This is a genomic window from Rhizobium sp. BR 315, from assembly GCF_050577975.1.
Taxonomy (GTDB): Bacteria; Pseudomonadota; Alphaproteobacteria; order Rhizobiales; family Rhizobiaceae; genus Rhizobium; species Rhizobium miluonense.
Window position 1 is genome coordinate 16900 of sequence record NZ_JARWKZ010000039.1, and the last position, 25117, is coordinate 42016.

General features: G+C 56.5%; 26 protein-coding genes and 1 pseudogene. 16 read left to right on the forward strand and 11 right to left on the reverse strand.

What is annotated here, in order from left to right:
- Positions 1–64 precede the first annotated feature (64 nt).
- The 5 genes and pseudogenes from traG to QD409_RS26480 all read right to left on the reverse strand — a co-directional run bounded on the left by traG (position 65) and on the right by QD409_RS26480 (position 5237).
- Complete coding sequence (gene traG / locus QD409_RS26460; protein ID WP_430764067.1) at positions 65–1978, reverse strand: Ti-type conjugative transfer system protein TraG; 1914 nt, start codon at positions 1976–1978, stop codon at positions 65–67.
- Positions 1979–2093: 115 nt separating this feature from the next.
- A pseudogene (locus QD409_RS26465) lies at positions 2094–2285 on the reverse strand (conjugal transfer protein TraD); the annotation flags it as partial.
- A gap of 194 nt (positions 2286–2479) precedes the next feature.
- Positions 2480–2932, reverse strand: coding sequence for an SMa0974 family conjugal transfer regulator (gene rctB / locus QD409_RS26470; protein ID WP_430764068.1), 453 nt, complete (start codon positions 2930–2932; stop codon positions 2480–2482).
- 76 nt (positions 2933–3008) lie between these two features.
- On the reverse strand, positions 3009–4268 hold the full coding sequence (locus QD409_RS26475) for an aminotransferase class I/II-fold pyridoxal phosphate-dependent enzyme (RefSeq protein WP_430764069.1): 1260 nt from the start codon (positions 4266–4268) through the stop codon (positions 3009–3011).
- A 249-nt stretch (positions 4269–4517) separates the two neighbouring features.
- Positions 4518–5237 (reverse strand): winged helix-turn-helix transcriptional regulator, encoded by a 720-nt coding sequence (locus QD409_RS26480; protein ID WP_430764070.1) that lies wholly within the window; start codon positions 5235–5237, stop codon positions 4518–4520.
- A gap of 407 nt (positions 5238–5644) precedes the next feature.
- Here QD409_RS26480 and QD409_RS26485 point away from each other — a divergent pair, with 407 nt between their 5' ends.
- On the forward strand, positions 5645–5935 hold the full coding sequence (locus QD409_RS26485) for a hypothetical protein (protein WP_430764071.1): 291 nt from the start codon (positions 5645–5647) through the stop codon (positions 5933–5935).
- Between the two features lie 229 nt (positions 5936–6164).
- Here the strand turns inward: QD409_RS26485 and QD409_RS26490 are convergent, their stop codons facing one another.
- The 5 genes from QD409_RS26490 to QD409_RS26510 all read right to left on the reverse strand — a co-directional run bounded on the left by QD409_RS26490 (position 6165) and on the right by QD409_RS26510 (position 11843).
- On the reverse strand, positions 6165–7064 hold the full coding sequence (locus QD409_RS26490) for a nucleotidyltransferase and HEPN domain-containing protein (protein ID WP_430764072.1): 900 nt from the start codon (positions 7062–7064) through the stop codon (positions 6165–6167).
- A gap of 802 nt (positions 7065–7866) precedes the next feature.
- Complete coding sequence (locus QD409_RS26495) at positions 7867–8898, reverse strand: extracellular solute-binding protein (RefSeq protein ID WP_430764097.1); 1032 nt, start codon at positions 8896–8898, stop codon at positions 7867–7869.
- A gap of 85 nt (positions 8899–8983) precedes the next feature.
- Positions 8984–9736, reverse strand: coding sequence for an ABC transporter permease (locus tag QD409_RS26500; protein WP_430764073.1), 753 nt, complete (start codon positions 9734–9736; stop codon positions 8984–8986).
- 97 nt (positions 9737–9833) lie between these two features.
- Positions 9834–10733 carry an ABC transporter permease gene (locus QD409_RS26505; RefSeq protein ID WP_430764074.1) on the reverse strand — a complete coding sequence of 300 codons (900 nt, stop codon included), beginning with the start codon at positions 10731–10733 and terminating at the stop codon, positions 9834–9836.
- Positions 10734–10736: 3 nt separating this feature from the next.
- Positions 10737–11843: an ABC transporter ATP-binding protein gene (locus QD409_RS26510; RefSeq protein ID WP_430764075.1), complete on the reverse strand. Its 1107-nt coding sequence runs from the start codon at positions 11841–11843 to the stop codon at positions 10737–10739.
- Between the two features lie 237 nt (positions 11844–12080).
- Between QD409_RS26510 and QD409_RS26515 the strand changes: the two genes are divergently transcribed.
- The 5 genes from QD409_RS26515 to QD409_RS26535 all read left to right on the forward strand — a co-directional run bounded on the left by QD409_RS26515 (position 12081) and on the right by QD409_RS26535 (position 17519).
- The gene (locus QD409_RS26515) at positions 12081–12779 is read left to right on the forward strand and encodes a GntR family transcriptional regulator (RefSeq protein WP_430764076.1); all 699 of its coding nucleotides are present in this window, start codon (positions 12081–12083) and stop codon (positions 12777–12779) included.
- Positions 12780–12876: 97 nt separating this feature from the next.
- On the forward strand, positions 12877–14238 hold the full coding sequence (locus QD409_RS26520) for an aspartate aminotransferase family protein (RefSeq protein WP_430764077.1): 1362 nt from the start codon (positions 12877–12879) through the stop codon (positions 14236–14238).
- On the forward strand, positions 14235–15947 hold the full coding sequence (locus QD409_RS26525) for an acetolactate synthase catalytic subunit (RefSeq protein WP_430764078.1): 1713 nt from the start codon (positions 14235–14237) through the stop codon (positions 15945–15947). Before QD409_RS26520 ends, QD409_RS26525 begins: the two co-directional genes overlap by 4 nt.
- Positions 15947–16717, forward strand: coding sequence for a 3-oxoacyl-ACP reductase FabG (gene fabG, locus QD409_RS26530; protein ID WP_430764079.1), 771 nt, complete (start codon positions 15947–15949; stop codon positions 16715–16717). The genes QD409_RS26525 and fabG overlap by 1 nt, the downstream gene beginning before the upstream one ends.
- Complete coding sequence (locus tag QD409_RS26535; RefSeq protein WP_430764080.1) at positions 16704–17519, forward strand: winged helix-turn-helix transcriptional regulator; 816 nt, start codon at positions 16704–16706, stop codon at positions 17517–17519. The genes fabG and QD409_RS26535 overlap by 14 nt, the downstream gene beginning before the upstream one ends.
- Positions 17520–17589: 70 nt before the next feature.
- Here the strand turns inward: QD409_RS26535 and QD409_RS26540 are convergent, their stop codons facing one another.
- A complete protein-coding gene (locus QD409_RS26540; protein WP_095436095.1) occupies positions 17590–17943 on the reverse strand; it encodes a MarR family transcriptional regulator in 354 nt (117 codons plus the stop codon).
- A gap of 98 nt (positions 17944–18041) precedes the next feature.
- On the opposite strand from QD409_RS26540, the gene QD409_RS26545 reads away from it, so the two are divergent.
- The 10 genes from QD409_RS26545 to QD409_RS26590 are packed head-to-tail and all read left to right on the forward strand — an operon-like array spanning position 18042 to position 25113.
- Positions 18042–18581, forward strand: a complete 540-nt coding sequence (locus QD409_RS26545) for a hypothetical protein (RefSeq protein ID WP_430764081.1) — start codon at positions 18042–18044, stop codon at positions 18579–18581.
- Positions 18582–18583: 2 nt separating this feature from the next.
- Positions 18584–19252 (forward strand): type IV secretion system protein VirB1, encoded by a 669-nt coding sequence (locus QD409_RS26550; protein WP_430764098.1) that lies wholly within the window; start codon positions 18584–18586, stop codon positions 19250–19252.
- Positions 19249–19551, forward strand: a complete 303-nt coding sequence (locus QD409_RS26555) for a TrbC/VirB2 family protein (RefSeq protein WP_430764082.1) — start codon at positions 19249–19251, stop codon at positions 19549–19551. The genes QD409_RS26550 and QD409_RS26555 overlap by 4 nt, the downstream gene beginning before the upstream one ends.
- Before the next feature lie 5 nt (positions 19552–19556).
- Positions 19557–19895 (forward strand): type IV secretion system protein VirB3, encoded by a 339-nt coding sequence (locus QD409_RS26560; RefSeq protein ID WP_430764099.1) that lies wholly within the window; start codon positions 19557–19559, stop codon positions 19893–19895.
- The gene (locus QD409_RS26565; RefSeq protein WP_430764083.1) at positions 19888–22254 is read left to right on the forward strand and encodes a VirB4 family type IV secretion/conjugal transfer ATPase; all 2367 of its coding nucleotides are present in this window, start codon (positions 19888–19890) and stop codon (positions 22252–22254) included. The genes QD409_RS26560 and QD409_RS26565 overlap by 8 nt, the downstream gene beginning before the upstream one ends.
- Complete coding sequence (gene virB5, locus QD409_RS26570; RefSeq protein WP_430764100.1) at positions 22254–22949, forward strand: P-type DNA transfer protein VirB5; 696 nt, start codon at positions 22254–22256, stop codon at positions 22947–22949. The genes QD409_RS26565 and virB5 overlap by 1 nt, the downstream gene beginning before the upstream one ends.
- A complete protein-coding gene (locus tag QD409_RS26575) occupies positions 22946–23179 on the forward strand; it encodes an EexN family lipoprotein (protein ID WP_112341652.1) in 234 nt (77 codons plus the stop codon). The genes virB5 and QD409_RS26575 overlap by 4 nt, the downstream gene beginning before the upstream one ends.
- A gap of 3 nt (positions 23180–23182) precedes the next feature.
- Positions 23183–24103: a type IV secretion system protein gene (locus QD409_RS26580; RefSeq protein ID WP_430764084.1), complete on the forward strand. Its 921-nt coding sequence runs from the start codon at positions 23183–23185 to the stop codon at positions 24101–24103.
- Between the two features lie 51 nt (positions 24104–24154).
- On the forward strand, positions 24155–24442 hold the full coding sequence (locus tag QD409_RS26585; protein ID WP_430764085.1) for a hypothetical protein: 288 nt from the start codon (positions 24155–24157) through the stop codon (positions 24440–24442).
- Entirely contained in the window at positions 24442–25113 is a 672-nt protein-coding gene (locus tag QD409_RS26590; RefSeq protein WP_430764101.1) for a virB8 family protein, read from the forward strand. The genes QD409_RS26585 and QD409_RS26590 overlap by 1 nt, the downstream gene beginning before the upstream one ends.
- Positions 25114–25117 lie beyond the last annotated feature (4 nt).

The window sequence follows — 25117 nt, forward strand, 5'->3', positions numbered from 1 at the left end:
AGGTCACGCTCTGTGACTGCTGGCTGCCGGATTTCGTTATTAGCTTCGCGGCCAACGCCAAGGCCTAGAACTTTGCAAAGCGATTGACCTTCGCCGCCTCATCCATCTCCTTGCGACGGAAATAGATCGCTCGCCCGCAGCGAATGGGACTGTGGCCCTGGACAATGATGATCTGCTCGTCCTTGCGCATCAGCTGGGTGATTTCGTGCGGCATGATCAGCGGTCGGCGCTGGAAACTGATGCTTTCAGATTTGCGGGCGCTGCTATTGGAATTGCTCCAGCCGACATTGCGCGACCGTCCCTGGACTTCGACGGTCATTTCTCCGCATAGGGCGGAGACATTGCGTGCTGTATCGAGCGCCTTGATTGCGGCGTAGGACGTGAAGGCGCAGCCTTCGATCCATGAAGTCGCTCCGGCCTTCCCGAAATGACGCTCGAGTTGGCCGACAGATTGGTACATCAACATCAATGTGATGCCATATTTGCGCCCGCGGTCGCGCGCTTCTTCAAGAATACGCATGTAACCCAGGAGATCGACCTCATCGAGCATGAAGAGCGCCCTTTGGCGGAAGTCGCCATCGGCCCGGACCATGGCCTTGATCAGCGAGCCGCTGATCACTCGGCCAATGCCGGGATAGGAGCGCAGGATTGACGCAGGGATGTTGAGGAAGACGTCCTTCCGTCCGGAAGCGATTTCGCTCGATTTGAACGTATTACCGCAGACGAGCGCAGCATAACTGTAAAGCGACAGCCATTGCGTATCCTTGGATGCGGTCGAATATACCCCGGAGAAGGTCTGCTCCGTCATGTTGGTGAAGACACCGAGCGTCTCGCGGATAAAGGCGGATGCGGAATTTTCCTGGATGTCACGCAGCATGGCAAGCACCGACGGTTCCGGTGCGGACACGATCAGCCGGAGGCTACGCAAGTTTCGGCGGCCTGCATAATCGGGCGATAGCATCACATGCGCCAGAAGCCCAGTTAACAGATTGTGCGCCTGGTTCTGGAAATAGGAGCCAGTCGAGGTATCGAAGCGTAGGCTTTCCGACAAAAGCATATGGGCGATCTCAACGATGTCCTCTTCCTTACGAGTCGATCCCTCAATTCCATCAAGAACATTGAAGCCCATGACTGGATTGGTCGGATCGAGCACCATGACTTCGCGGCCGAGCGCATGAGCGCGATGTTCGAGAACCATCGGCGCGACCTCAGTCGATGGATCGAGACAGATCAGCGGCCCCCTGTAACGCAATGCGGTCGGGATGATATTGCTTGTGGTCTTGAAGCCGCCGGAGCCCGCGAAGAACAACATATGGGTGGAATCAAAATTCTGATTGAAAGTCATGAGTGGCGCCTTGCCGCCTTGCCCCCAAGTCCCGTGATCGTTTGGATCAAAAGGCAACATATGCACGCGATCACGGTCGACGCGGTAGCGCTCGCCGATAACGATCTCTCCGTCCGAAGGGAAAAGCTTAGCCACTTCCGGCATGGGCAGCCAATCGGCATCGCCGAAGACGCCGCGCTTGGCGCGCTTGATCGGATCGGAAACGACGATGGAGATGCGTGCGGAGATTGCGACAATACCAAATCCGAGGATGATCCCGGCAACCGCGAAGGCGTCGAGATAAGTGAGCGCCTCGTCCCATATGACGACGCCATTCTCCACCCATGGAACCAGACGGCCGTATTCCCGCAGGGCGTAAAAGCCTGTAACGCATAAAAAGCAAAGAAGGCTCGCAAAAGCGATCGGCCGACGGCGATGCAGCGGCATCGCCGAAACCGTCAGAAGTGAAGCTATAGGTCCGAGAAGGAGATTGGGAAGAGGACCCGCTCGCAAGAACCAATAGGCGATTCGTGCTGGCATGCCGATTGCCAAATCCTGCCACTGCCATCCAGTGATACAGAGTGTCAGTGTTGTTACCGCGATCGGCACGAGGATGAGAAGCAAGCTCGGATGTATTCTGTCCTTCAGCACCATTAAGAAACCTTCTCGGCGGTAGTGTTTCCGGTTCGTGATAAGGCACTTGGAACGCTATCTTTCTGACCTCTCCCAGTCGCCAGCATTCGTCCGATGTCAGTGATGCCTTTACCAATTCCAGCAAGGCGCCGAGCAGAAAGACATGGTTCGCTTTCGCAAGCCGGGTCCGAACGACCAGTCCGCCAAGGAGGAGCTTCCGGCGGGCGTCATGCTTACGGTCGCCGGACATCAGAAACCTGCACCGAGGCCTCGATGCATCAACTGCTGGTCGAGGAATTTCAGTAGGCACGGCGGCATGCCCTTTCATCTCTTTCCGAAATCGCGCGGCAATTTCTTCGAAGATCCGATTAGCCTCCTCATCGGTGGTCTCTTGAGGGCGTAATATACGTCGCGGGCGCGACGTGATCTGGAGGCTCGGAGACGGCAGCGGCGATCAGGTTCGTCAGAGCAAAGGTAATGAGCAGGGCGCGAGGCGCACCATCGTCTCGGCCGCGCCTATCCCTAATACTCCCTTCTATGTGAAGGCAAGCGAGGACGTCCACGTCGAGGAGGGAACCACTCGATTGTGTCATCGGAGATGGCCGCGAGTTTCGAGAGACTACCCTCTAGAAGCGTTCGAATTCCGTAGAAAATGACGAGGTTTCGGGCGAAAATGCGAACAAATAAACCGTCGTTGGTTGGCCGAATGATGGCGCAACCGTCGCCAAAGTTCAGAAACCTGTCGGCTTCTTCGGTTACTGCAGATCGGCTACCGTACCGAATCTGCGTGCAGGCCCGCCCAGCAATAGTATCCGTAGTGCTGATAATTGCGTGTTCTTTCTCGCATTTGAACCTTTTTTCCCGCCCGTTGGAGATTATTGAAGGGCATAGCTCGGCAGCGTGTTGGCAAATCTGCTCAAGCGATATATCGGAATTGGGTAAGGTGACGTAGGTTTCGGCGATATATTTTAGCATATCGATCCCGTCGGCCTTTAAGTTGGCGTTGCGGCTAATTCCGGCGCTTCATTCGGGATGATGCTGATTGGGTCGATCATGGATCTGTTCCTCGTTCGGCGAGCGTTTCGTTGATTGCACGTCCCAGCCCTTCAATTTCCCGAATGCCGTGCCTGGCGGTAGGGCAGACCCGCAAGCCGGCCTTGCCCTTTGCGACTGTGGGAAAGAAGATCGCCGAGGTGTAGAAACCTTTGTTGAGAATATGGGCCGCGGCACGAATGGATTGTCTTTCGTCGCCGAACTCTATGGTGCGGATTGGTAGCTTTGAGCCGGCCTGCTCGCTGGCAACCATCCTGTCGAAAACAGCTAACCGATCCGCAAGCGCATCCTGGCGTAACTTGAGCTCATCGGTGCGGTGCAGCGCCTGAGACGCCATGGCAGCGCCGATTGCCGCTAAATTAAGCGACGCGGAAAAGGCGTAGGCGATAGAGAAGCGCCGGAACAATTCTTCCTGCCGAGGAGTGCCGAGCATCAGCAGGCCGCCCGATGCTCCAAAGCCTTTGCCGAGCGATGCGGCAATGATTGTACGCTCGCCAAGGGCTGCGCCGACTTGGGATCGTACAAAGCCTTCCCCAGATTTCCCGAACAAGGAAATTCCATGGGCATCGTCGATATAGAGAAACAGACCGTACCGATCTTGGAGTGCGAGGAGGTCCGCGATTGGTGCGCTCCCGCCCATAGAATAGACGCCATCGCACACATAGGCTACAGGATCGTTGCGCCGGCAAATATCCTCGAGTGCGTTCAGATCATTATGAGCAATCGTTTCGATCGGCGTTTCATTGGCGACCACCGGCTTGTGAAACGCAAGTGTCGCATGCGCCAACCTGTCGAAAACGACCGCCGGTCGTTTGTTCTCAGTGAGGTATCCGGAGGCGAGGAGTGGTAGGACTCCCATATTGGCAGCGAGGACGGTCGTGTAGGTTATAACCCGTGCTGCAAACAAGTCGGAGAGCGCTTCTTCCAGTTCGCCTAATAGGCTGAAATTAAGCCTCGTTCTTGCGCAGGACCAATGGAATGCATTGTACCGCTGCATCGCCTCTATGGCGCCCTCGATGATGTGCGGATGATTGTCGAGGCCGAGATAAGAGCAGCGAACGAAGTCAGTCACTTGTCTCTTCTGAGGCGCCGTGGGCAACATGACGGAGCGATCCTTATCCGGGTCCACGTAAAGCGCCATGACTCCCTCCTGCTCGGCCGCAGCAAGGTGTTGATCGGCGGAAACGATCACGCTGAGTGTATTGCGGTAGGATCGCGACACAGCCGTAGCGGTGGGCGAATGATGATCATCGCTCATGGGAATATCCAAATTGTTGGTAGCGGAACGGTGACACAGCAGAAAATGGACATCTGCTGCAGCACATCGCATCTCATTGGCGATGCGATGCTATTTTATTGCCGTGGAATGGTTGTCCGAACAACGATCGTTTCGGTAATATTGTTTGAAGGTTCCGTGACGCCAATGTTTCGAACGCGAAAGGCTTGGTAAACACAGCAGGCGGAATGTCATATTGATGCTCAACGGAGTTCTCCGTGATCTCAATACTTACGAAGCCCGATCCGCCTGACGCTCATCGAGCGCATAACCAGTAGCCCGCACCGTGCGGATAATATCGCGACCTAATACGCGTCTCATTGCCCGCCGAAGGCGCCCGACATGAACGTCGACGGTGCGGGGCTCCACAAACGTGCCTTGCGGCCATGCAGCCTCGATGAGAGCGTCGCGGCTGAAGACGTAGCCTGGTTTTTGTAGAAAATGCTGAAGAAGGCGAAATTCGATCGGACTGAGTTGGACTTCCATGCCGTTGCACTCGACGCGCATGCTATCGAGTTGCATCGTGATTTCCGCATACATAAGCGAACTGCCGCAGGCTCTTTCTGTCCAAGATCTTGGGTTGTCGTGTGGCGACAAGTCTGACAGATAAGATAGAAAACGCTCTGGGTTGAACGGGCGCATAAAAATTTCGCTCACGCCGGTTTTGAGCACTTCGAGATAAAGTTGCTGATTGCCTGCTCCCACGAAGACCGCGATCGGCAGCGCTTTATCGGCCAGTGTTTCCTTGATCTGACTGACAAGATCGCCGATACGGAAGGTGTCGCTATGATAGTCTATTATCACGGCCATCAAATCATCAGATTTCACGCTAGCCAGGGCTTCCTCTGCTCCTTCCACCAGCAAAGATTCAAGGCCTCCCATATTGAGGATCTGTGCGAGCAGAAGGTAGAATTCGTAATCCGTGGAGCAAATGAGGATGAGTGGCTTCATTGATGATAACCTTTCGATCACTGGGCGGTAGCACGCGGAAGATGAGAGGGTTCGAGATTCCTCGCCATCTCGGATTATTTTGACGCAACAAAAATATCTGATATCAGTCGCGAGTTTGTCTCTTTCCGCCGAAGATTGCTTCCATTTATCTTTCATAAATTCATATTGCACGTAAAGAGGGAATTCGATAGGTAGTTGATCATAATTTTGTTGCATCAAAAAAAGAGGGCTCTTTGCGACCGAGTTCAGACGGCCCAGCCAGGATACGAGCTTGGTGGATCTCGAGATGAAATAGGAAGTGGCCAGGGATCACACGACATATGCGGCATCCGCGGTCGTGACTCACTTGTGAGAATAAAGTCCGGCCAACTTTCGTCCCGTGCCGGACATTCACGGGAGAGCTTCCTATGGCTTCTACGGATACATCAAAATCTCGCGAGGCGCCGTCCTCGGATGATGACATCTCCATTTGGTATGGCAGGGATCCGGCAGTTGCGGCCTTGGCCGCAAAGGCGGCCTATGGTCCCGATGCCACGCTTGCTGTGGCTTGGTGCGCCTTAGGAGCGAAGGTGGATGGACGTGCTAGCGACGCCCATTTCTGGTTCGAGGTTTTTTGCCTGCTGCGTGCCGGCGAAACGCCGGCGACGGGCCTTTCGAGTGGCGCGGACTCGGTAAACGCAGATGGAAAACTGCATTAGGTTTCCTGTGGCCACAAATGGTCGGGCAGAACCGATACCTCTTCGTACCTCTCGGTAACGCCCCGCCGCTCGGGTATCAGCTGGACGCTAAGCGACGAGATTGCGGATAGAGGAAGTTTCCGAACATAGCGGAGCGGCATGGGATGGTGATCCAGTGCCGACTGCCTTGAGAAAGACGGCGACACGGTCGGCTGCGGTAAAGAAGGTTGATCAGCGTTGCGAGCAGCGCTCAGAGCTTTTTCCGCAGCTTTTCGATATGCTCCTCACAAATCGCTTTTACCAGTTGCTGCAGCGCGTCCGTACGTTCGCCAAGCCAGACGAGCGCTTCTTCGGTGATCTTGAAATGCTCGGAATAGCGGGCTTTCACGTAGGCTTGGTTGATGATGTTGAACCAGGCAGTATAGCGTTGCCGATCTTGTGGCCAAATCTCTGCAAGCCGCTGGTCGCGGCCTTCAGCAAGGGTCTTCAGGTGGTTGAGGTTGTGCGAGGCAGGGCTGTAGTTCGTCAATGTCAACAGCATAGCTGAGTAGCTATGTTCAATCGCTTGATGAAGAAGAAAAGCAGCATGTTTAAAGCGCCCTTTCTCTAGAAAGAGATCGATGCCATCCATCAATGCCGTTGCAAAAGAATATCGTTCATCAAAATGTCCTTGTGCGGCACGGAGAGCATCGGCGGGTGTGAGGGGCCTTGGCTCGGCGAGTTCCTCATCATCGAGTTCGTAAAGAACGATGCCGTCGCACCGGATTTCGCCAAAGAAATCGCTGCCCAGCTTCAGTGCCGTGTTGACCTCGCGGAGCGAATGCACGTTGAGGCTGACTGGCGGCTTGACCACACGGGGGAAACGGTCGGCCGCCTTGCGCCAGTATGAACCGAAGTCGGTAAGCTTGCGATTGTTGACGATTACCAGCAGATCGTAGTCGGACTTGTAGCCCTTGCCGGTATGCTCTTCATCCACCCAATTGCCACGAGCATAGGAGCCGAAGAGAATAATCTTGAGGATACGGCCTTTCTTCTTGAAATCGGCCGTGCCTTCTTTCAGCGCATCCTCGAATTCCTCATGCACGATCTCGACAATTCGCGACAATTCGCGTCGTTTGCGTTCCGGCAGATGATCGAGGCTGAACTTCATGGAGAGCGGGACCTTATTTGATGATTCCAGTTCTAGGTACGATCCGGTTACAATGCGAGTCCGATATCGAATCTATCCCGGCCGGATGGCGTAGCAGAAGAGATCTTTCAGCCCTTCAATTGAATTCGAATTTCGAGGGTCCCTAGCCGATAACTTGCTCTGCGTAGGTCACGGTAAGCTCTGAATGTTCTCTTTATGTTCTCATGCTGCAATTGAGAAGTCAAGGTTGACTTCAGAGCATTAGGGCGGTGGTTCGTCTCTTTACATGCCGCCGATAAAGACCAATCAGCTTTCGGACATTTTCCCCTGAGACTGCAGGCGCCAATGTCTTTGCGAAATGTCCGTTCGCCGGAGTCTTTCGGCATCCACCGATGGATTGTCTCGACGCTCAACGGGCCGAGGCATTTAGTCGTGGGATTTCAACAGCAGCACCGCAGGCGCCGTCACTGCGGTCGAGGGAAATATCAGCGAAATTCCAATCTTCAATATCTTTATTCGTCTTGTTCCGACGCTGTCCCGATCGTAAGCCACGCCCTTTTGGATAAACGCAAATCCCAAACGAGAAGATAGCGGCGCGCGAAAAAAGGGCAATTCCTGCCCCCTTCCGAGGCCTCATTGGGCAAGAGAGGCCCGCCCAGCTTCGAGCATTTCTGCTCGCAGGCGGACCTCCTGCGGAGGTGTATTGGGGTGCGTCGGCGTCAATTGCCGATCGTTCATTCAATGAGCCATCGTTGAACACTCATCTTCCTAACGTCGCGGCACCGTATGATCACCTACAATGTTTTCACATCGTCATCCTGCTTTAGCGAACCCAGTTGTTCCACCGCTCCAGCAACTCAGCGGCATGCTCGTTGATCCATTTGGCATCGGGAATGACTATGCTGTCGCGCACGTCTTCGGCGCTCGGCATCTGGTCGCGAACTGCTTGCGGCATCACCATAATCGCCGCACTGCTAGGCGGCGTGCACAATAATGCATCGCAAACCTTGGCCTGGATGTCCGGGGAATCCAACCAGAAGGCGATGAGCTTCAGAGCATTGTCTCGATTGGGCGCTCCCCTGATAACCGTGAGGCGATCACCCACCAGAAATGCTGCCTTGTTCGACCAGGCGATCGAGCGTCCTTCTGCCTTAAGCGCGCTTGCCCTCGTTAGCCAGATCTGCCCAATGCTGTAATCGTTCTCACGGAACCCCTGGACGCTCTGATCCCCGGTTTTCCACCAAAGCGAGATGGCCGGCCGCAATGCGTCAAGTTTCTTAAGAGCGCGATCGACGTCGAGCGGAAACAGGTTTTCGCGTTTGACACCATCTGCCAAAAGGGCAGCCGCCATGACGCGCCACGGATCGTCGAAATTCGGAAACGAGCGTCCGCCCGGAAACTTTGAAGTATCCCACATATCCGCCCAGGTCACGGGCTGGTTGCCTTTGAAGGCTTGCGGATCGTAGGCCATCAATGTGGCTGTCGAAAAGAGCCGCACGCCGGCCGGGATGCAGGCATCGGGAACGAGATCCTGACGGTCCCTAAACCGTGTGCAAAAACTGTCAAGCGGTTCGGAAATCGCGAGATGATCTTTTGAACTCACCTGGATTTCTCCATCGGGGTAGAGATCCCAGCTGACATTGCCGGTTTTCACCATCGCGGTCGCCTTAGCGCGCATCTCCGCGTTGGTTGCTGCTACAGAAACGACCTGGATACCGGTCTTGGCGGTGAACGGCTCGAACCACCATTTGCGTAGCGCCGCATCATAGGCGCCGCCGGTCGTGGCGATCACGACCTGCTCGCTGGCAAGTGCTGGATCGGGCGTTTCTCCCAGAAGAATGGCTGCGCAAAACATAGCAATGCCGCTCAGCCGGATGGCTGCTCTTGTTGTCATCAATGTTTCCCTCTTATGGTCCCGCCTGCAGCGGGTGTTTTTGCCGCTAGTGCTGCTCCCGGCGGCTGTTCAGGAGATGTATGGAACCCATCAAAAGCAGCGAAACGGCAACAATGATGACCGAGACTGCGGCAATGACAGGTGTCAGGTTGAAATCGATGTCCTCGAACATTTTCCGGCTGATCGTCTTCCCGCCGGTATCAGAGATGAAGAATGCTACGGTCGCTTCGTCGAAGGAGGTTAGGAAAGCAAAGACCGCGGCGGTCGCGACGGCCGGCGCGAGATTGGGAAGTGTCACGGCAAAGAAGGCTCTGAGCCGCCCCGCTCCGCAGCTCAAGGCCGCCAGTTCGAGCAACGGGTCCATTTTCTCCAACGCTGCGGAAACGATGATGACGACAAAAGGTACCGCCAGCACCGAATGGGCAAGCACGAATCCGGTCAGATTCCCTGTCAGTTGTAAAGGTGAGAAGACCAGATAGAGCGCCACGCCGAAGACGATTGCCGGCACTATCATCGGCCCGAGGCAGAGGGCCTGCAGCAGTGCCTTGCCCGGTAGTTTACCACGTACGAGAGCAACCGCCGCCATCGTTCCGGTGGTCGTCGCTACCACAGTGGTTACCGCGGCGATCTGTAGGCTGAAGATGGTCGAGCGCAGCCAGTCGGGATCGGACAGATACGCCTCGAACCACCGTAGGGTCAGTCCCTGCGGCGGGAACGTGATATAGGAGGCGCCGCTGAGTGCCAGTGGTATCACCAGCAGCGTCGGAAGGACGAGAAAGAACAGTACCGCCGCAATCACTAGATTGGATGCATGTCGTGCCACCCGTGGCCAGACTGGGCGATACCGCCGGGCGTCGGATGACGGTGTTGCCAATCGCTGCATCAAGGGTTCAGATTCAATGGACACTGTTCAAACCTTTGCTGAAAGAAAGTGCGCGGCGAAAGAGCAGCACTAGCAGCAATGTCGCGGTGAGCAGGATGACAGACAGGGCGGCCGCAAATGGCCAATCCAGAAGAACGATTGTCTGCTGGCCGATCAAGGTCGCCATCATTAGCGCGCCGGGTCCACCGACTAGGGCGGGGGTGATGTAAAACCCGATGGCGAGAATGAAGCAGATCACACAGCCGGCGAAAACGCCCGATAGGCTGAGTGGAAAGGTCACCCGCCAAAAGGCGACCAGCCGGCTCGCGCCGAGATTTCGTGCCGCCTGCTCATACGCGCTCGGCACCGAACGCAAGGCCGAATGGATCGGCAGGATCATGAAGGGCATCAGCACATGCGTCATCGCGAGAATGACAGCGCCCTCCGTATAGAGCATTTTCAGCGGTGTCGAGATAACACCGAGCTGGATCAGCCCGTCGTTGATGATGCCGTTGCGACCTAGCAGCACGATCCAGGCATAGGAGCGGACAAGCACCGAAGTCCATAGCGGAATGAATAAGCATGCCGTTCCGAGCCTTACCAACTTGCCCCGCATGTGCGCGATCGCATAGGCGGTCGGATATCCGATTGCAAAACAGGCAACGGTCACGATCGCCGCGATGCGGAAGGTTCTCAGCAGAACCTGGATATAAAGTGGACTGTCGAAGACACGCTGGTAAGGGGCTAGGAGAACTTCTCCGGAAAGGCTGATGCCGATAAGCTTGACCACCGGATAGACGAAGCCCCCCGCCAAGAGGAGGAGCAGCGGCAGGATCAGCAAAATGGCCAACGATGGCGAATAATGTTGGCTCGACCCTGTGAGGATCCAGCGGCGGAAAGTGCCGGTCGATTGTCTCGCGACGGATGACGCCATGGATTAGACCCCCACTTTTGCAAACAGCCGCAACGCGTTCGCTTCTGGGATGACGTCCACCAGGTCTCCTTGACGAAGGCTTGCGGCCACATGCCCGACGGGCATCTGGATCTGGAGCAGACGGTCATCGCTGTTCTGGGTTCGCACGAAGAAGAGGAAAAACGAACCGGCAAATACAGATGCGTCTATGGTGCCCGTCAGGATGGCGCCGCGGTCGCGGCCATGAGGCGCTAGCGACAACCTTTCGGGGCGAACCGCGATACTGACAGCTTGGCGAGAGGCAAAGGGGCTTTCCCCGTCTTCGGCAGCCGCCGTAGCAACGACGTTGCCGCCTTTCGGCCGTACCATGTAGTTCCCGCTATCCTGACCGAGATATTCACCGTCAAGAAAGTTCATGCGACCAATGAAGTCTCCGACAAAGGCTGAGACAGGCGAACGGTAAAGCTCGAGCGGCGATCCCACTTGGGCTAGCCGGCCTTTAGCCACCACTGCAACGCGATCAGACATGGTGAGTGCTTCCTCCTGGTCATGCGTCACATAGACGACGGTCGCGCCGAGTCGTTGCTGCAAGCTCTTGATTTCCAGTTGCAGCGCCTCGCGCAGTTTCTTGTCGAGGGCCCCAAGTGGTTCGTCCATCAGGAGAACGGGCGGCTCGAAGACGATTGCCCGAGCGACGGCGACGCGTTGCTGCTGGCCTCCGGAGAGTTGATGGGGATATCGATCGCCATAGCCGTCGAGATGTACCTGCGCCAGTACCGCCTCCACCTTGCGGCTGATGAGATCTTTGTCCATTCGGCGCATGCGCAACGGAAAAGCGATGTTGGCCGCCACCGTCAGATGCGGAAAAAGGGCATAGCGCTGGAACACCATACCGATGTTGCGCCTGTTTGGCGCCATATAGGTAACGTCGCGACGGCCGATCATTATCTGGCCGTTGCTCGGGCTCTCGAAGCCGGCGATCATCGTTAGTAGCGTCGTCTTGCCGGAGCCCGAAGGCCCGAGGATCGATAGGAACTCACCTGCCCGGATGGCCAATGAAATGCCGTCCACAGCAAGCGATGTGTCATATCGCTTTTCAAGCCCTTGCAGCGTAAGCGCTTCACCAATCAAAGTTCCCTCTCCTTATTGTTGTCGTTTTGAAACGTGTTCGTTTGCGACGGCGTAGCAAGTCGTTCACCGCGATCGCTTGGCTTCTGGTCCGGTTCCCGCGTTGAACTTTGGGAAGACGGAAATTCGCGAAAGTGCTATGACTTTAATGTCACATAATGTTTGCAAGTATGTCGCTTTTCATTTTTGTTGCAACAAAATAAACGCTTGTCAAAGGAAATTGGAGAAATTTCAGTGCAAATGGCACCGGAAGACGAAGGACATCATCAGCATCAACCCAATCGATTGGGCGAAATGGCCTATCGCAACATGAAGGAGCGACTGATCAGGGGCGCTTTTTCCCCTGGAGATAAGCTCACAATTCGTGCGGTTTCGGAAATGTTGGATGTCAGCACGACGCCCGCTCGTGATGCCATTAACCGCCTGGTGATCGATGGGGCGCTCATTTACTCCGGCCCGAAAACCGTCATCGTTCCTCACTTAAGATTGTCGGATCTCGAGGAGATTACGCAGATGCGCCTGGCCCTGGAAGGGCTTGCGGCGACGCTGTCCGTCAAGGCCGCAGGCGAGGCGACGATCGAAGAACTTGAGCTACTTCAGGGGAAAATTGACGCCGCATTGGATGAAAAGCGTTATTTTGACGCCCTTTGGCATAACAAGGAGTTCCATTTTGCGATCTACCGTCTGAGCGGCATGCCCTATCTTTTGCAGGTGATCGAGACTCTGTGGCTGCGGGTTGGTGCGTCATTTAATGGCCTCTACCCAGAATTTTCCGAGACGCGCTACGGTGCTCGCAATCATCGTGCCGCGATAGAGGCGCTTGTTGAAAAGGATGCCGCCGCTGCCCGCGCCGCCATCGAGAGCGACATTCGTGATGGATTTCGCCAGATGAAAAAAATCAACGCCGACCGCGACCAGAGGAATCTCTCCCGCCGCTGAATAATTATGTTGCACTTTCCTTCTCTCCATGCTTTTTTGTTGCAACAAAAATGTGAACGGGATGCGAACGCGCATCTCTGCATGGAGAGGGCAAGGCATGCTTCATCAGGATTTTCCATCATTTCGACCGGCGGCGCTCAGATCGCGCTCGCAATATTTCTTCGAGCGAGGGCAGATCGTGTTTCCCGATGGAACCACGCGCGTCACCGTCGAGCACGATCCTCTGCCGACGTACATTTCCCGTGGCGAGGGTGCCTATCTGGTTGATGTCGACGGCAATCGGCTCCTCGACCTCAATAACAATTTCACAACGCTGATCCATGGTCACGGTTACCTGCCCGTCGCCGACGCAATTGCAGATCTCCTGCAGAAAGGAACCTGCTTTTCCAATCCAACGGAGCACGAGCTGGGATTGGCGGAATTGCTCGTGCAGCGCATTCCCGCGATCGAGCATATTCGCTTCGTCAATAGCGGCACCGAGGCCGTCATGTTTGCTATCAAGGCAGCCCGCGCCTTTACCGGGCGGTCGCGCATTGCCCGCGTCGAAGGAGCCTATCACGGTGCCTATGATTGGGCCGAGGTAAGCCAAGGCGCGTCGCCGGCGTACTGGGGACCAGCGGACGCTCCTGCATCCACGACCTCTTACGCCGGCGCGCCGGAAAGTGTTGCCGAAGAGGTCGATGTGATCCGTTTCAATGACGTCGACGGCCTGGAACGGAGGTTGACCGTGTCGGGTGGCGACCTTGCCTGCATCCTGATTGATCCCATGCCGAGCAGGGCAGGTTTGCTCGCCCCTGAGCCAGCCTTCATCGAAGCCGTCTCCAATCTTGCCCGGCAACATGGCGTTCTCGTCGTAGCCGACGAAGTGCTGAATCTGCGTCAGGGATATCGTGGTGCATCGGCGCGCTTCGGGCTTGTGCCGGATCTCATAGCTGCCGGAAAGATTATCGGCGGCGGCTTTCCTGTCGGCGCGGTTGGTGGTCGCAAGGAGGTGATGGCGGTGTTCGCAAGCTCGGGCGCAAGGCCAGCGCTGCCACAGGGCGGCACCTTTTCGGCCAATCCTGTTTCAATGGTCGCAGGAAGGGTGGCCATGGAGGCGCTGACCTCGGCAAGCTTCGAGCGTCTTGATGAAATGGGTGCGCGTGTGCGCGACGGCCTTTCTGCCGCGATCGTGCGTCATGACGCACCATTTGTCGTCACCGGTTCGGCTTCGCTTTTTCGCATCCATCCCAAGCGGCAGGTGCCCCGTGACTATCGGCAGGCCTTCCCGACACCGGAACAGAACAGTTGGATGACCAATCTGACAAGCCATTTCCGTCAGCTCGATATCCTCCTGCCCTTTGGGGCCGCCGCCTGTCTCTCCACGGCAATGACGAATACCGATCTTGATTTGATCGTCGAAGTCTTCGGCGATTTCCTCGAAACCTACGAAGCCGATTTTGCTGGAGCAACCGCATGACCACGAAGTCCTTGGAAACTGTCGCCGAATGCCTGGCTCGCTCGCTGGTGCGCCATGACGTCACCCATATATTTGCCCAGAGCCTACCATCAGCGCTCATCCTGGCTGCTGAAGCGGCAGGCATTCGCCAGGTCGCTTACCGGCAGGAGAATATGGGCGGCGCCATGGCCGATGGCTATGCTCGACGATCCGGAAAGATCGGCGTGGTGGCTGCCCAGAATGGTCCGGCTGCCACGCTGCTGGTGCCCCCAATGGCCGAAGCGCTGAAGGCGAGCGTTCCGATCGTAGCACTTGTGCAGGAAGTGGAGCGCGATCAGATGGATCGGAACGCGTTCCAGGAGCTCGACCATATCGCGCTCTTTCAATCCTGCACGAAATGGGTGCGCAGGGTCATGGTGCCGGAGCGAATCGAGGACTATGTTGATGCCGCCTTTACTGCTGCTGCCTCCGGTCGACCCGGGCCAGTTGCGTTGCTGTTGCCTGCCGATCTGCTGCGTTCGGAGCTTGGTGTCAAAACGCCATCACGATCTCTCAATCTTGGCCATTGGCCGCTTGACCGGTCGTCCCCTGATCGCGCGACTTTGCAAAGGGCAGCGGAGTTGATCGCGAATGCCCACAATCCCGTGGTAGTCGCGGGTGGCGGTGTTCTCGGCAGCGATGCCTGCCATGAACTGGCAATGTTGCAGGATCTGGCTGTACTCCCAATTTTGACCACCAACATGGGCAAGGGTGCAGTTAATGAATATCATCCGCTTTCGGCCGGCGTCTTAGGATCGCTCGTGGGGCCGCGGTCACTCGGGCGCCATACGGCAGCCCTAGTCGGTGACGCGGACCTTGTTATTCTGGTTGGAACGCGAACCAATCAGAATGGAACGGATAGTTGGCGGCAAATTCCTGCTGGTGCTCAGGTGATCCACATCGATGTCGATCCTCAGGAAATCGGCCGCAACCATCAAGCGCTGCGCCTGGTTGGGGATGCGCGTGAGACACTCAGAGAACTTGTTCATGCCCTCAACGCGCAAGATCTATCCCAACGTCGGGACCAGCGGACGGCTGTTATCGACCGCATAGCCGAGTGCTGGCGGCAGTTCGATGAGGATCGGCATCAGCTCATGCATGCTACTGCGTCGCCGATCCGCCCGGAACGCATCATGGCAGAACTGCAGGCGTCATTGACACCGCAGACGACCATTGTTGCGGATGCCAGCTATTCATCGATGTGGGTCGTCGGCCAATTGCGATCGCTTGCTTCAGGAATGCGGTTCCTGACGCCGCGCGGTCTCGCGGGGCTCGGGTGGGGCCTGCCTCTGGCTCTTGGCGCAAAGGCAGCTAGACCCGAGCATCCGGTGGTCGCCATCATTGGCGACGGCGGGTTCGCCCATAGCTGGGCCGAGATGGAAACTATGGTTCGCTCCGATCTTCCCATCACCATCATCCTTCTCAACAACGGTATCCTCGGTTTCCAGCGGGATGCCGAGACAGTAAAGTTCGGACGCTTCACATCGGCGTGCCATTTTGCGCCTGTCGATCATATGCAGATCGCTCAAGCCTGCGGATGCCCGGCAGTGCGCGTTGAGGATCCAGCCGAGCTCACGGCTCATCTACAGGGTGGACTGACAGGCAAGGGGCCGCTGTTTATCGAGGTCATCACAGACCCTGAGGCTCATCCCGCTTTGTCCTTGTTTGCCGGCTTGGATGAGGCGGCATGATGCCAGAGCCGTCTCGCATCGCCGTCGTGACAGGAGGGACGAGCGGTATCGGATTGGCGACGGCGCGAAAGTTATTGGCGGCGGGGCATTGCGTCGCCGTCTTCAGTCACAGCGCTAAAACTGTGACTGACGCAACCGCCGTGCTGTCCGCGGAGTTCGGATCTGGACGGGTCTTGGGCCGAGTTGTCGATCTATCGGATCCTGTGGCTGTTGCTAATTTCTTCGAAGAGCTCTCATCCATCTGGGGAGATGCCGAAATTCTCGTCTGCAACGCCGGGATATCGCCCAAAGGACTAGCTGGTCCTCGGCGGTTCGAGGACATTGGACTGGAGGAATGGAACGAAGTGCTGGCCGTGAATCTGACCGGCACCATGTTATGTTGTCAGGCGGTCGTCAGGGGAATGCGACAGGCGGGATTCGGACGCATCATTTTGATTGGATCGCTCGCTGGGCGCACACGCCCTCGCATCGCCGGTGGCGCTTACGCCGCCAGCAAGGCAGCACTGGCCGGTCTTATGCGCGCGCTTGTCGGATCGTGCGGTCCTTTCGGCATAACCGTTAATCTCGTGGCGCCGGGCAGGATCTTGACGCCGTTGACTGGCGATCCCAATACGCCAGCCAATCGGGACGCGGTTGCACGCATTCCCTCCGCCAGATTGGGAACGCCGGAGGATATCGCCGCTGCCATTGCCTTTCTGGCGACGGAGGAAGCGGGCTTCGTTAATGGTGCTATCCTCGATATCAACGGGGGCGAATATGCGCCAGCCTAGAGCCGTCACACGGTCCGGCACGTCCAAGTTCAAGCGCTCCGATGCGACGGTGAAGCTCGAAGTGGCGGCCTACAACGAAGTCATTATCTGGACTTCCGATGCAGAGCTGTTCCTGCCGTTTAGCTATATTCTGAAGACGGAAGGCTTTATCCCCTCTTTGGCTTGCAGCGCCAACGATGTTCTGGCTTCCTGCGCGAAGCGTTTGCCGTGCGCAGTCCTTTTCGATTGCACCCACGAAACCCAAGATGCCGTTTCCGTATGTGGCGAAATCAGGCGATCCACCACACATGACAACGAGGTCCGCCTGATTGCGCTCTTACGAAGTGAAGCGCAGCCGCTCCATCTGGCCTTGCTGCAAGCCGGTGTTGATGACTGCCTATTCAGGCCGCTTTCACCGGAGAAGTTGCTGACATCTCTCAGGCAGGCGACGGGACAGGCCATGGAAACGGCCAACTCGAAAATGGTTGCGTCGCTGGGTTTTGACGACCTGGAAGTCGATGTCGACAGTCGCCGAATACATTGCAACGGTCGCGACTTTGCGCTGCCGCCAATCGAGTTCAATATTCTACGTCATCTGATGAAAAGGGAGGGACAGCTCTGCAGCCGTTCCGAACTGATTGCTTCGGCTTGGCCGCCTTCCGCCGAAGTCACGCCGCGAACGGTGGATGTTCACATTGGCCGCTTGCGCAAGGCGCTGGGCGAGTTACCCGAATGTGATGCTGCCATTCGCACCGTCCATGCAGCTGGCTATCTGTTCAAGCCACGGGGCTTGCGAAAGAGTGGGTCAAGCACATCAGTATAGTCGCTTTGTTTGTATCTGGATTTTTATTGATTATTTTAATGCAGTTTGATTCGGCCACTGAGTCGATCAATCACCGCGCTTGAAAGCTCCGTAACTTCTCGAAAATCTCTGGCGCGATCTCAAATTGACGGGCTTTACCGCGCCCCATGGAATTCTTCACGAACGTCTCCGTCAGGATCCCACGTTTCACCAGTGGCTCGATTGTCTCCGTCACGCCCATGCGTGTGAGCTTCGTGATTTCGACTATATTTGAGATAGTTAACGCCTGATGAGCCTGGTTCATGATATAAAGAACACTCATCATGCCAACCTGTTTCAGCCGGGATTGCGGTGTCTCGTCCTCCTGCGGATTATCCATGATCTCATGCAGGATGAAGGCTGCAAACGAAAGACTGTGCCACTGCGTGGTTAGGGTACTTGTCATCTTTTTAACTGCGTTATATAAGTCAGTATAAATTACGAACGGCGCCAGATCGTCGCTGGACGGATTGTTTGATATCGCCACATCGAAGGATCATGCTGATGAAACGCCTTCTGGTTGGAACAGTCTTCGCCCTTGCCGGCTGCATCCCTTTATACCTCATTTTCGAGCGGCATGCGCGCGCCGATGATTGGGGATGTCAGGTTATCCTGTGTCTTTCCAATCCGGGTGGACCTACACAATATGCCGCCTGCCGTCCGCCGATCAGCAAGCTCTGGCAGGAGCTTGCCAAGGGGCATTCCTTTCCCAACTGCAGCGGTGTCGGCTTCCGGGCATCGCGTCCTGGCTACGAGCCCTATTTCTGCAGTGACAACTATCGCCTGACGACGCGCTATGGCGAGCGCGGCCAACAGGAGACCTGCGTTTCGCAAACCCTTTCCAAGGTTGACGGCGGCTATTGCGCCTCCGGCCGTGATGGCAGCGCTAGAGACGATGGGCTGATGATGTCGGCGCGCTGGCAGCGGGATGGCCGGTACGTACAATGCATGGGCTATCCGACGGCACGGCCGAACGTGCGATCCCAACCCCATTATGTCGATGTAACCATCGACGGTGTTGGAAGCCAGCGGGTGTGGTACTGACCATGGAGGTCTCCTTTACCGATCTTGCCCAGACCTGTGCGCCGGCGATTGCGATCGAAACGCTTGCGGCGGTTGTCAGTCTCGAAAGCCAGTTTCAGCCTTTTGATATTCGTGTGGGTAGAAGTTCATCTCTTCATGAACTCTCGAAGAGCAAGGCCGAGGCGATCGAAACCGCAACGGCGCTGATGGCGGAGCATCAGGATGTCCAGCTAGGGCTTGGCGGTATTGGCATCGCCGAATTGCGCAAGTTTGATCTCAGCATCGCGGACGCCTTCAATCCATGCCTTAATCTCAAGGCAACGGCGACAGTGCTCGATGGTTATTATCGTCTGGCCGTGCGCGCCGGCGCCGCACCGCAGCAGGCTGAGCGCGTGATGCTGCAATCCTACTACGGGCGCTCCGATCCTTCGGTCGGAAAGATGGCCCAGTATGACTATCAGGTCCAAAGCGAGGCCAAACGGCTTTCGAAGACGCTGTCCGCCATAGCGATAGGGCAGAGTGTCGGGCGGCCAACAGTTCCCGAACCCCAGACCAGTGATCCGTCCTTGAACGGTGAGGAAGGGCCTTTGCCCGAACGGTCGGCGAAACCACCGTCCTGGGATGTCTTCCGTGCAGCGCGGCAATCATCTGCGCTGGTCTTCCAAAATGATCAACTGGAGCAGTCTGAATGATGTCGAGGATCAATGTTCGTGCATTTGGTGTCACCGTTGCGATGGCAACTGTCCTTTCGATCGCCATGATCGAGCCAGCCTTTGCCCAGAGCGGCGGCGGTATCGAGACGGTCCTGCAGAATATCGTTACCTTGCTCACGGGCAACGTCGCCAAGCTCCTGGCGACCATCGCCGTCATCATCGTCGGCATTGCCTGGATGTTCGGCTACCTCGACCTTCGCAAGGCCGCCTATGTCGTGCTTGGTATCGGCATTCTCTTCGGCGCTTCGCAAATCGTCAGCACGATTTCCGGGGGCTGAAGATGATGCTGGAGAAGGTCTCGCTTGAGGAAGATACCCTGTTCTTGGCCTGCACCCGGCCAGCGATGATCGCCGGGGTGACGATGGAGGCCATGGGCGTCAACATTATACTGACGACGATCCTCTACATTGTTGCCGGCTCGATTGCCTATGGGCTTGTCGGTGTGGTCTTTCATTTCATTTTTCGCTCGCTCGTCAAGCATGACCACAACATGTTCCGTATTCTGCTGGCCTGGATCGAAACCCGCGGTCGTTCGCGCAACGGCTCCTATTGGAGTGGTGCTTCGCTGACGCCGTTGAGGTTAGTGCGACACTATGACGAAAGGGACCTTGGCCATGCCTAATGTGTCCCGTCTCAAATTCCGTGAACTCGAGCCGGAAACCTTCATCCCCTATGTCCGGCACGTGGACGAGACCGTGATCACACTCGATTCCAGAGCATTGCTAGCGATGATCTCTTTGGAGGGCGTATCGTTCGAGACAATCGATGCTATCGATTTGAACAGCCTGCAGCGCGATCTCAACACACTCTACCGCAACATTGCCGACGAGCGTCTGGCAATCTGGGCCCACCTCATCCGGCGGCGCGACAACACTTATCCCGACGGCGAGTTCACCAATTCCTTCTCGGCAACGTTGAATGGCAAGTATCGGGAGCGGATGGTGAGCGAAGACCTCTTTCGCAACGATCTCTATCTCACCTTGCTCTGGCATCCGGGACGCGATCCGGCCGAACGGCTTGCAAATCTGCTGTCACGGCTTCGCAAGGTCCGACGAGCCGCAGTTGAGCTCGATGAGGACGGCCTGAAGCATCTGCGGGACAAGGTAACCGATGTCACTGCCGGACTGCGACGCTTCGCGCCACGCGTGCTGACGCTCTACGATCAGAACGGCATCCTGTTTTCCGAACCGAGCGAGGTGCTGCATCAGTTGATCGGCGGCCGCCGAGAACCCATACCATTGACGGAAGGCAGGATCTCCTCGGCGATCTATTCCGATCGTGTGATCTTCGGGCGCGAGACAGTCGAGATCCGCGATGAAGGGACAAGCCGTTATGCAGGCATGTTCGGCTTCAAGGAATATCCTGCGAGAACCCGCGGCGGTATGCTGGACGGCATTCTGACGGCACCTTTCGAACTGATCCTCACTCAGTCTTTCGCGTTTAGGTCTAAAACCGATGCCCGCACCATCATGGGCCGCAAGCAGAACCAAATGGTGAGTGCGGTCGACAAGGCGGCCTCCCAGATTGAAGAGCTTGATGCGGCAATGGACGAGCTGGAATCGAACCGTTTCGTGCTCGGCGAGCACCATCTGACCCTCGGGGTATTCGCTTCATCTGTCAAAGACCTTGCTGATAATCTCGCCAAGGCGCGCTTGCATCTGACCAATGGTGGCGCTGTCGTGGCGCGTGAGGATCTGGGGCTCGAGGCTGCATGGTGGGCACAATTGCCCGGTAATTTTCGGTACCGGGCCCGCTCCGGTGCGGTCACTTCGCGGAATTTTGCAGCGCTTTCTCCGTTTCATTCCTATCCTATGGGTAGGAAGGGCGGCAACGAATGGGGGCCGGCCGTCGCCATGCTGAAGACGGCGTCGGGCTCGCCGTTCTATTTCAATTTCCACTATGGCGATCTCGGCAACACCTTCGTCTGCGGTCCGTCGGGTGCTGGTAAGACCGTACTTCTCAATTTCATGCTATCGCAACTCGAAAAGCATGACCCGCACATGGTCTTCTTCGACAAGGATCGTGGCGCCGACCTCTTCGTCCGGGCTGCCGGCGGTACCTATTTGCCGCTGAAGAACGGGTTGCCGACCGGATGTGCACCGCTGAAAGCCTTAGAGCTGACGCCGGAGAACAAGATATTCCTGGCACGATTTATCGCCAAGCTAGTCGGGGCGGCGGCGCGTGATTTTTCGGTGAGCGATGTCAGCGATATCGCGCTGGCGATCGATGGTCTTGCCGATCTACCGAAAAATCAGCGCACGATCGGCGCTTTGCGCACTTTTCTCAACAATACCGATCCGGAAGGGATCGCCGCGCGCCTGCGTCGGTGGGAAAGAGGCGGGCCGCTTGGTTGGGTCTTCGACAATGAGGCCGATGAGATCGGCATCGGCGCCAAATTTCTCGGCTACGACATGACCGATTTCCTCGACAATGAGGAAATCCGTAATCCCTTGATGGCTTATCTTTTCTATCGTGTCGAACAGTTGATCGATGGCCGACGGATCATCATCGTTATCGACGAGTTTTGGAAGGCGTTGCAAGACGAGAGTTTTCTTGATCTCGCCCAGAACAAGCTCAAGACCATTCGCAAGCAGAACGGCTTAATGCTGTTTGCCACGCAAAGCCCGCGAGACGCCATCAACTCATCGATCGCGCATACAATCATCGAGCAGTGCCCAACACAGGTTTTCCTGCCGAATTCCCGCGGTGATCGAGACGACTATGTCGGTGGCTTCAAGCTCACCGAACGCGAATTCGAGCTGGTTGCCCGCGAGCTCTCCGCCGAAAGCCGGCGTTTTATCGTTAAACAGGGTCACAACAGCGTTGTCGCCGAACTCAATCTCAACGGTTTCGGCGATGAGCTCGCAATCCTCTCCGGGCGAACGGCAAACGTGGAACTTGCCGAGGAGATCCGGGCGAAGGTTGGCGATGACCGGGACGAATGGTTGCGGATATTCCAACAGACAAGGAGTGCAAGCTGATGGCGCAGAGCAGAATGATTCCCATGACAGCGATAGTACTATTCCTTTCTTCATACGCCGCCGACGCGCAGGGTATCCCGGTGATCGACCAGACGGCGATTGCCAAGCAGATCGAAAGCATAACCCAACTGAAATCGCAGCTCGATGCGCTGAACCAGCAACTCAAGGAGGCCCAGCAGCTCTACGGTTCGCTAAACAAGTTGACCAATATGGCCGACGTCGCCAGCCTGTTGAACGATCCGGCGATCCGCAAGGCTTTGCCCGGGGACTTTTCTGCGGTCGAAAGCCTGCTCAAGGGCTCAGGTTCAGGCACGCTTGGTGATACCGCCTCCAAGTTCTTGACCGACAATTCGACCTACAAAACGAGCGCTAACGACTTTTATGCTCAGGAATTGTCGCGTCTTCAGAACAAGAATGCAGGGCAGATGAGCCTCGGCCAGCAAATCTACGATACCGCGACCAAGCGGATCGAAGGGATTGATCAATTACGCCGGCAAATCTCTTCGGCGAGCGACGCCAAGGACATCGCCGATCTGCAGGCACGGCTGCAGGCCGAAACGGCTTTTCTCCAGACCGATATGCTCAGAATGCAGGGGTTGCAGATGGTGCAGCAGGCCGAGGTTCAGGTCGATGAACAGCGCAAGGCCGAGGATTGGCGCAAGCGCATGGATACAATGGGAGCGGCCCTTCAATGAAGTTTCTTGTTCTCTTCACACTCGGTGTCTCCTTGTTCGGCTGCTCGAAGCAGCCCGAGCGTACCTATTCGGTCGACGAGCTGATGGCCAACCAGACGCTGCTGTCGGATCTCATCGCCAAATGCAAAAGCAATCCCGGCGAGTTGCGAGCGACGCCCAATTGCGTGAATGCCGAGGCAGCAGATTGGAAATCCCGCCTGGAACGCATGGGCAAAGCACTCGGAGGCTGAGGCATGTATCAGATCTTTGCCTTCGTCGATGGGCAATTCAAGGCGCCGCTGGAGAACTTCATATCGTCAGGTACGTCGAATATTGCCAGCTGGGTCACCGGGCCATTGACCGCGGCCTTGACACTTTATGTCATCCTCTATGGCTTCCTGATCCTGCGGGGATCAGTCCACGAACCGATCATGGATTTCGCCTTTCGGGCAATGAAGCTTGCCATCATCCTGATGCTGGTCACGAATGCTGGCGAGTACCAGACGTATGTCGGCGGTATCTTTTTCGACACATTGCCCAAGGAAATCTCACAGGCGTTGAACTCCGGCACGATACCAAGCGCCTCGACCTTCGACAGCCTGTTGGATAAAGGTCAAAAATGCGCGCATGAGATCTGGTCGCGCGCCTCATGGGGAGTCGACATCGTTACCGGCTTCGGTGGCATGCTGGTCATCTTGGCAAGTTTCGTGGTTGCCGCGATCGGTTATATCGTCTCGCTCTATGCCCGGCTCGCACTGGCGATCGTGCTCGCTATCGGCCCGATTTTCGTAGCGCTCGCCATGTTCCGCTCGACGCGCCGCTTTACCGAAGCCTGGATCGGGCAACTCGCCAACTTCGTGATTCTGCAGGTACTGGTCGTGGCGGTTGGCTCGCTACTCATTACTTGTATCGATTCCACCTTCACAATGATCGAGAGCTACAGCGACGTACTCATGCGACCCGTTGCGCTCGGCGCCATTTGCCTTGCGTCCCTCTACGTCTTTTACCAGCTTCCAGGCATCGCCTCGGCACTTGCCGCGGGCGGGGCGTCGCTCACGTACGGTTATGGCGCGGCACGCGACGCGCACGAAGGCACGCTTGCCCGGGGCGCTACCTACATGGCGCGAGCGACTGGTCGGGGTGCACGTGCCGTTGGCTGCAGCTTTCGTTCCTAAAGAACCGACTAATGTGGAACTTCAAGCAAACAACAAGATGGCTGGTTCAGGATGATCCGAATATTCGTGCTTTTTTGTGTGGCATCAACGCTCGGCGGCTGCGCGTCACTTTCCTATCCCCTGCCCAAATGCGACGGCTATTCGCGCCGGCCGCTCAATCGCGCCATGTGGCAATGGGATGGCGATAGTCGGTCCACGCCGCAACCCCCTCACGCTTCACCGGCGCAGTCCGGCGGCAAGCCACCTGCCTATGTCGAGGAAAAGCCGGACATCCTTCCCGCCGCCTTCGCGCATTTTGATGTCGGCGATTCCTATCGCTCATGCGGAGGGCAGCGGTGATGGTGACGACGGACAGTCTCAAGGATTATTTCGATAAGGCCCGGCGCTTCGATCAGGACCGCATGATCCAGATGGAACGTTCGGCTCGGATTGCCTGGTTCTTAGCCATCGGGGCCGGCATTCTTGCGGCGATTTCGACCGTCGCCATCGCAGGTCTGACACCGCTAAAGACGGTCGAGCCTTTTGTCGTGAGAGTCGACAATTCCACCGGTATTGTCGACGTCGTTTCGGCACTCACGTCGACCGCTGGCACCTACGACGAAGCGGTGACCAAATATTTCGCCGCCCGCTATGTTCGTGCTCGCGAGAGTTATGTCTGGAGCGAGGCGGGTGAGAATTTTCGCACGGTTTCGCTGCTCTCAACAGCGCCGGAACAGACCCGCTTTGCCGCGACTTATCGCGGCGGCAATCCGGATTCCCCGCAAAATATCTACGGTCGCGGCGCCACATCGCGGATCAACATTGTTTCCATCTCGCTGATCAACTCCAATGTACTGTCTGTTCGCTATATGCGTACCATCACCCGCGGTGACGAGACCCATACGACCCATTGGGTGGCAACGCTTACCTTCTCCTATGTGAATGCTTCAATGTCCTCGACCGATCGGCTGATAAATCCGCTCGGCTTCGCCGTCAGCGACTATCGATCCGATCCGGAGGCCATCAATTGAGACA

What these genes read in the sequence shown, in the direction of transcription:
- virB5 (WP_430764100.1), top strand. Translation starts at nt 22,254, where the DNA reads ATGGCGCAGAGCAGAATGATTCCCATGACAGCGATAGTACTATTCCTT.
- fabG (WP_430764079.1), top strand. Translation starts at nt 15,947, where the DNA reads ATGCCAGAGCCGTCTCGCATCGCCGTCGTGACAGGAGGGACGAGCGGT.
- QD409_RS26480 (WP_430764070.1), bottom strand. Translation starts at nt 5,237, where the DNA reads ATGAAGCCACTCATCCTCATTTGCTCCACGGATTACGAATTCTACCTT.
- QD409_RS26490 (WP_430764072.1), bottom strand. Translation starts at nt 7,064, where the DNA reads ATGAAGTTCAGCCTCGATCATCTGCCGGAACGCAAACGACGCGAATTG.
- QD409_RS26545 (WP_430764081.1), top strand. Translation starts at nt 18,042, where the DNA reads ATGAAACGCCTTCTGGTTGGAACAGTCTTCGCCCTTGCCGGCTGCATC.
- QD409_RS26565 (WP_430764083.1), top strand. Translation starts at nt 19,888, where the DNA reads ATGCCTAATGTGTCCCGTCTCAAATTCCGTGAACTCGAGCCGGAAACC.
- QD409_RS26540 (WP_095436095.1), bottom strand. Translation starts at nt 17,943, where the DNA reads ATGACAAGTACCCTAACCACGCAGTGGCACAGTCTTTCGTTTGCAGCC.
- QD409_RS26475 (WP_430764069.1), bottom strand. Translation starts at nt 4,268, where the DNA reads ATGAGCGATGATCATCATTCGCCCACCGCTACGGCTGTGTCGCGATCC.
- QD409_RS26525 (WP_430764078.1), top strand. Translation starts at nt 14,235, where the DNA reads ATGACCACGAAGTCCTTGGAAACTGTCGCCGAATGCCTGGCTCGCTCG.
- QD409_RS26580 (WP_430764084.1), top strand. Translation starts at nt 23,183, where the DNA reads ATGTATCAGATCTTTGCCTTCGTCGATGGGCAATTCAAGGCGCCGCTG.
- QD409_RS26585 (WP_430764085.1), top strand. Translation starts at nt 24,155, where the DNA reads ATGATCCGAATATTCGTGCTTTTTTGTGTGGCATCAACGCTCGGCGGC.
- traG (WP_430764067.1), bottom strand. Translation starts at nt 1,978, where the DNA reads ATGGTGCTGAAGGACAGAATACATCCGAGCTTGCTTCTCATCCTCGTG.
- QD409_RS26560 (WP_430764099.1), top strand. Translation starts at nt 19,557, where the DNA reads ATGCTGGAGAAGGTCTCGCTTGAGGAAGATACCCTGTTCTTGGCCTGC.
- QD409_RS26485 (WP_430764071.1), top strand. Translation starts at nt 5,645, where the DNA reads ATGGCTTCTACGGATACATCAAAATCTCGCGAGGCGCCGTCCTCGGAT.
- QD409_RS26590 (WP_430764101.1), top strand. Translation starts at nt 24,442, where the DNA reads ATGGTGACGACGGACAGTCTCAAGGATTATTTCGATAAGGCCCGGCGC.
- QD409_RS26575 (WP_112341652.1), top strand. Translation starts at nt 22,946, where the DNA reads ATGAAGTTTCTTGTTCTCTTCACACTCGGTGTCTCCTTGTTCGGCTGC.
- QD409_RS26505 (WP_430764074.1), bottom strand. Translation starts at nt 10,733, where the DNA reads ATGGCGTCATCCGTCGCGAGACAATCGACCGGCACTTTCCGCCGCTGG.
- QD409_RS26515 (WP_430764076.1), top strand. Translation starts at nt 12,081, where the DNA reads ATGGCACCGGAAGACGAAGGACATCATCAGCATCAACCCAATCGATTG.
- QD409_RS26550 (WP_430764098.1), top strand. Translation starts at nt 18,584, where the DNA reads ATGGAGGTCTCCTTTACCGATCTTGCCCAGACCTGTGCGCCGGCGATT.
- QD409_RS26555 (WP_430764082.1), top strand. Translation starts at nt 19,249, where the DNA reads ATGATGTCGAGGATCAATGTTCGTGCATTTGGTGTCACCGTTGCGATG.
- rctB (WP_430764068.1), bottom strand. Translation starts at nt 2,932, where the DNA reads ATGCTAAAATATATCGCCGAAACCTACGTCACCTTACCCAATTCCGAT.
- QD409_RS26495 (WP_430764097.1), bottom strand. Translation starts at nt 8,898, where the DNA reads ATGTTTTGCGCAGCCATTCTTCTGGGAGAAACGCCCGATCCAGCACTT.
- QD409_RS26520 (WP_430764077.1), top strand. Translation starts at nt 12,877, where the DNA reads ATGCTTCATCAGGATTTTCCATCATTTCGACCGGCGGCGCTCAGATCG.
- QD409_RS26535 (WP_430764080.1), top strand. Translation starts at nt 16,704, where the DNA reads ATGCGCCAGCCTAGAGCCGTCACACGGTCCGGCACGTCCAAGTTCAAG.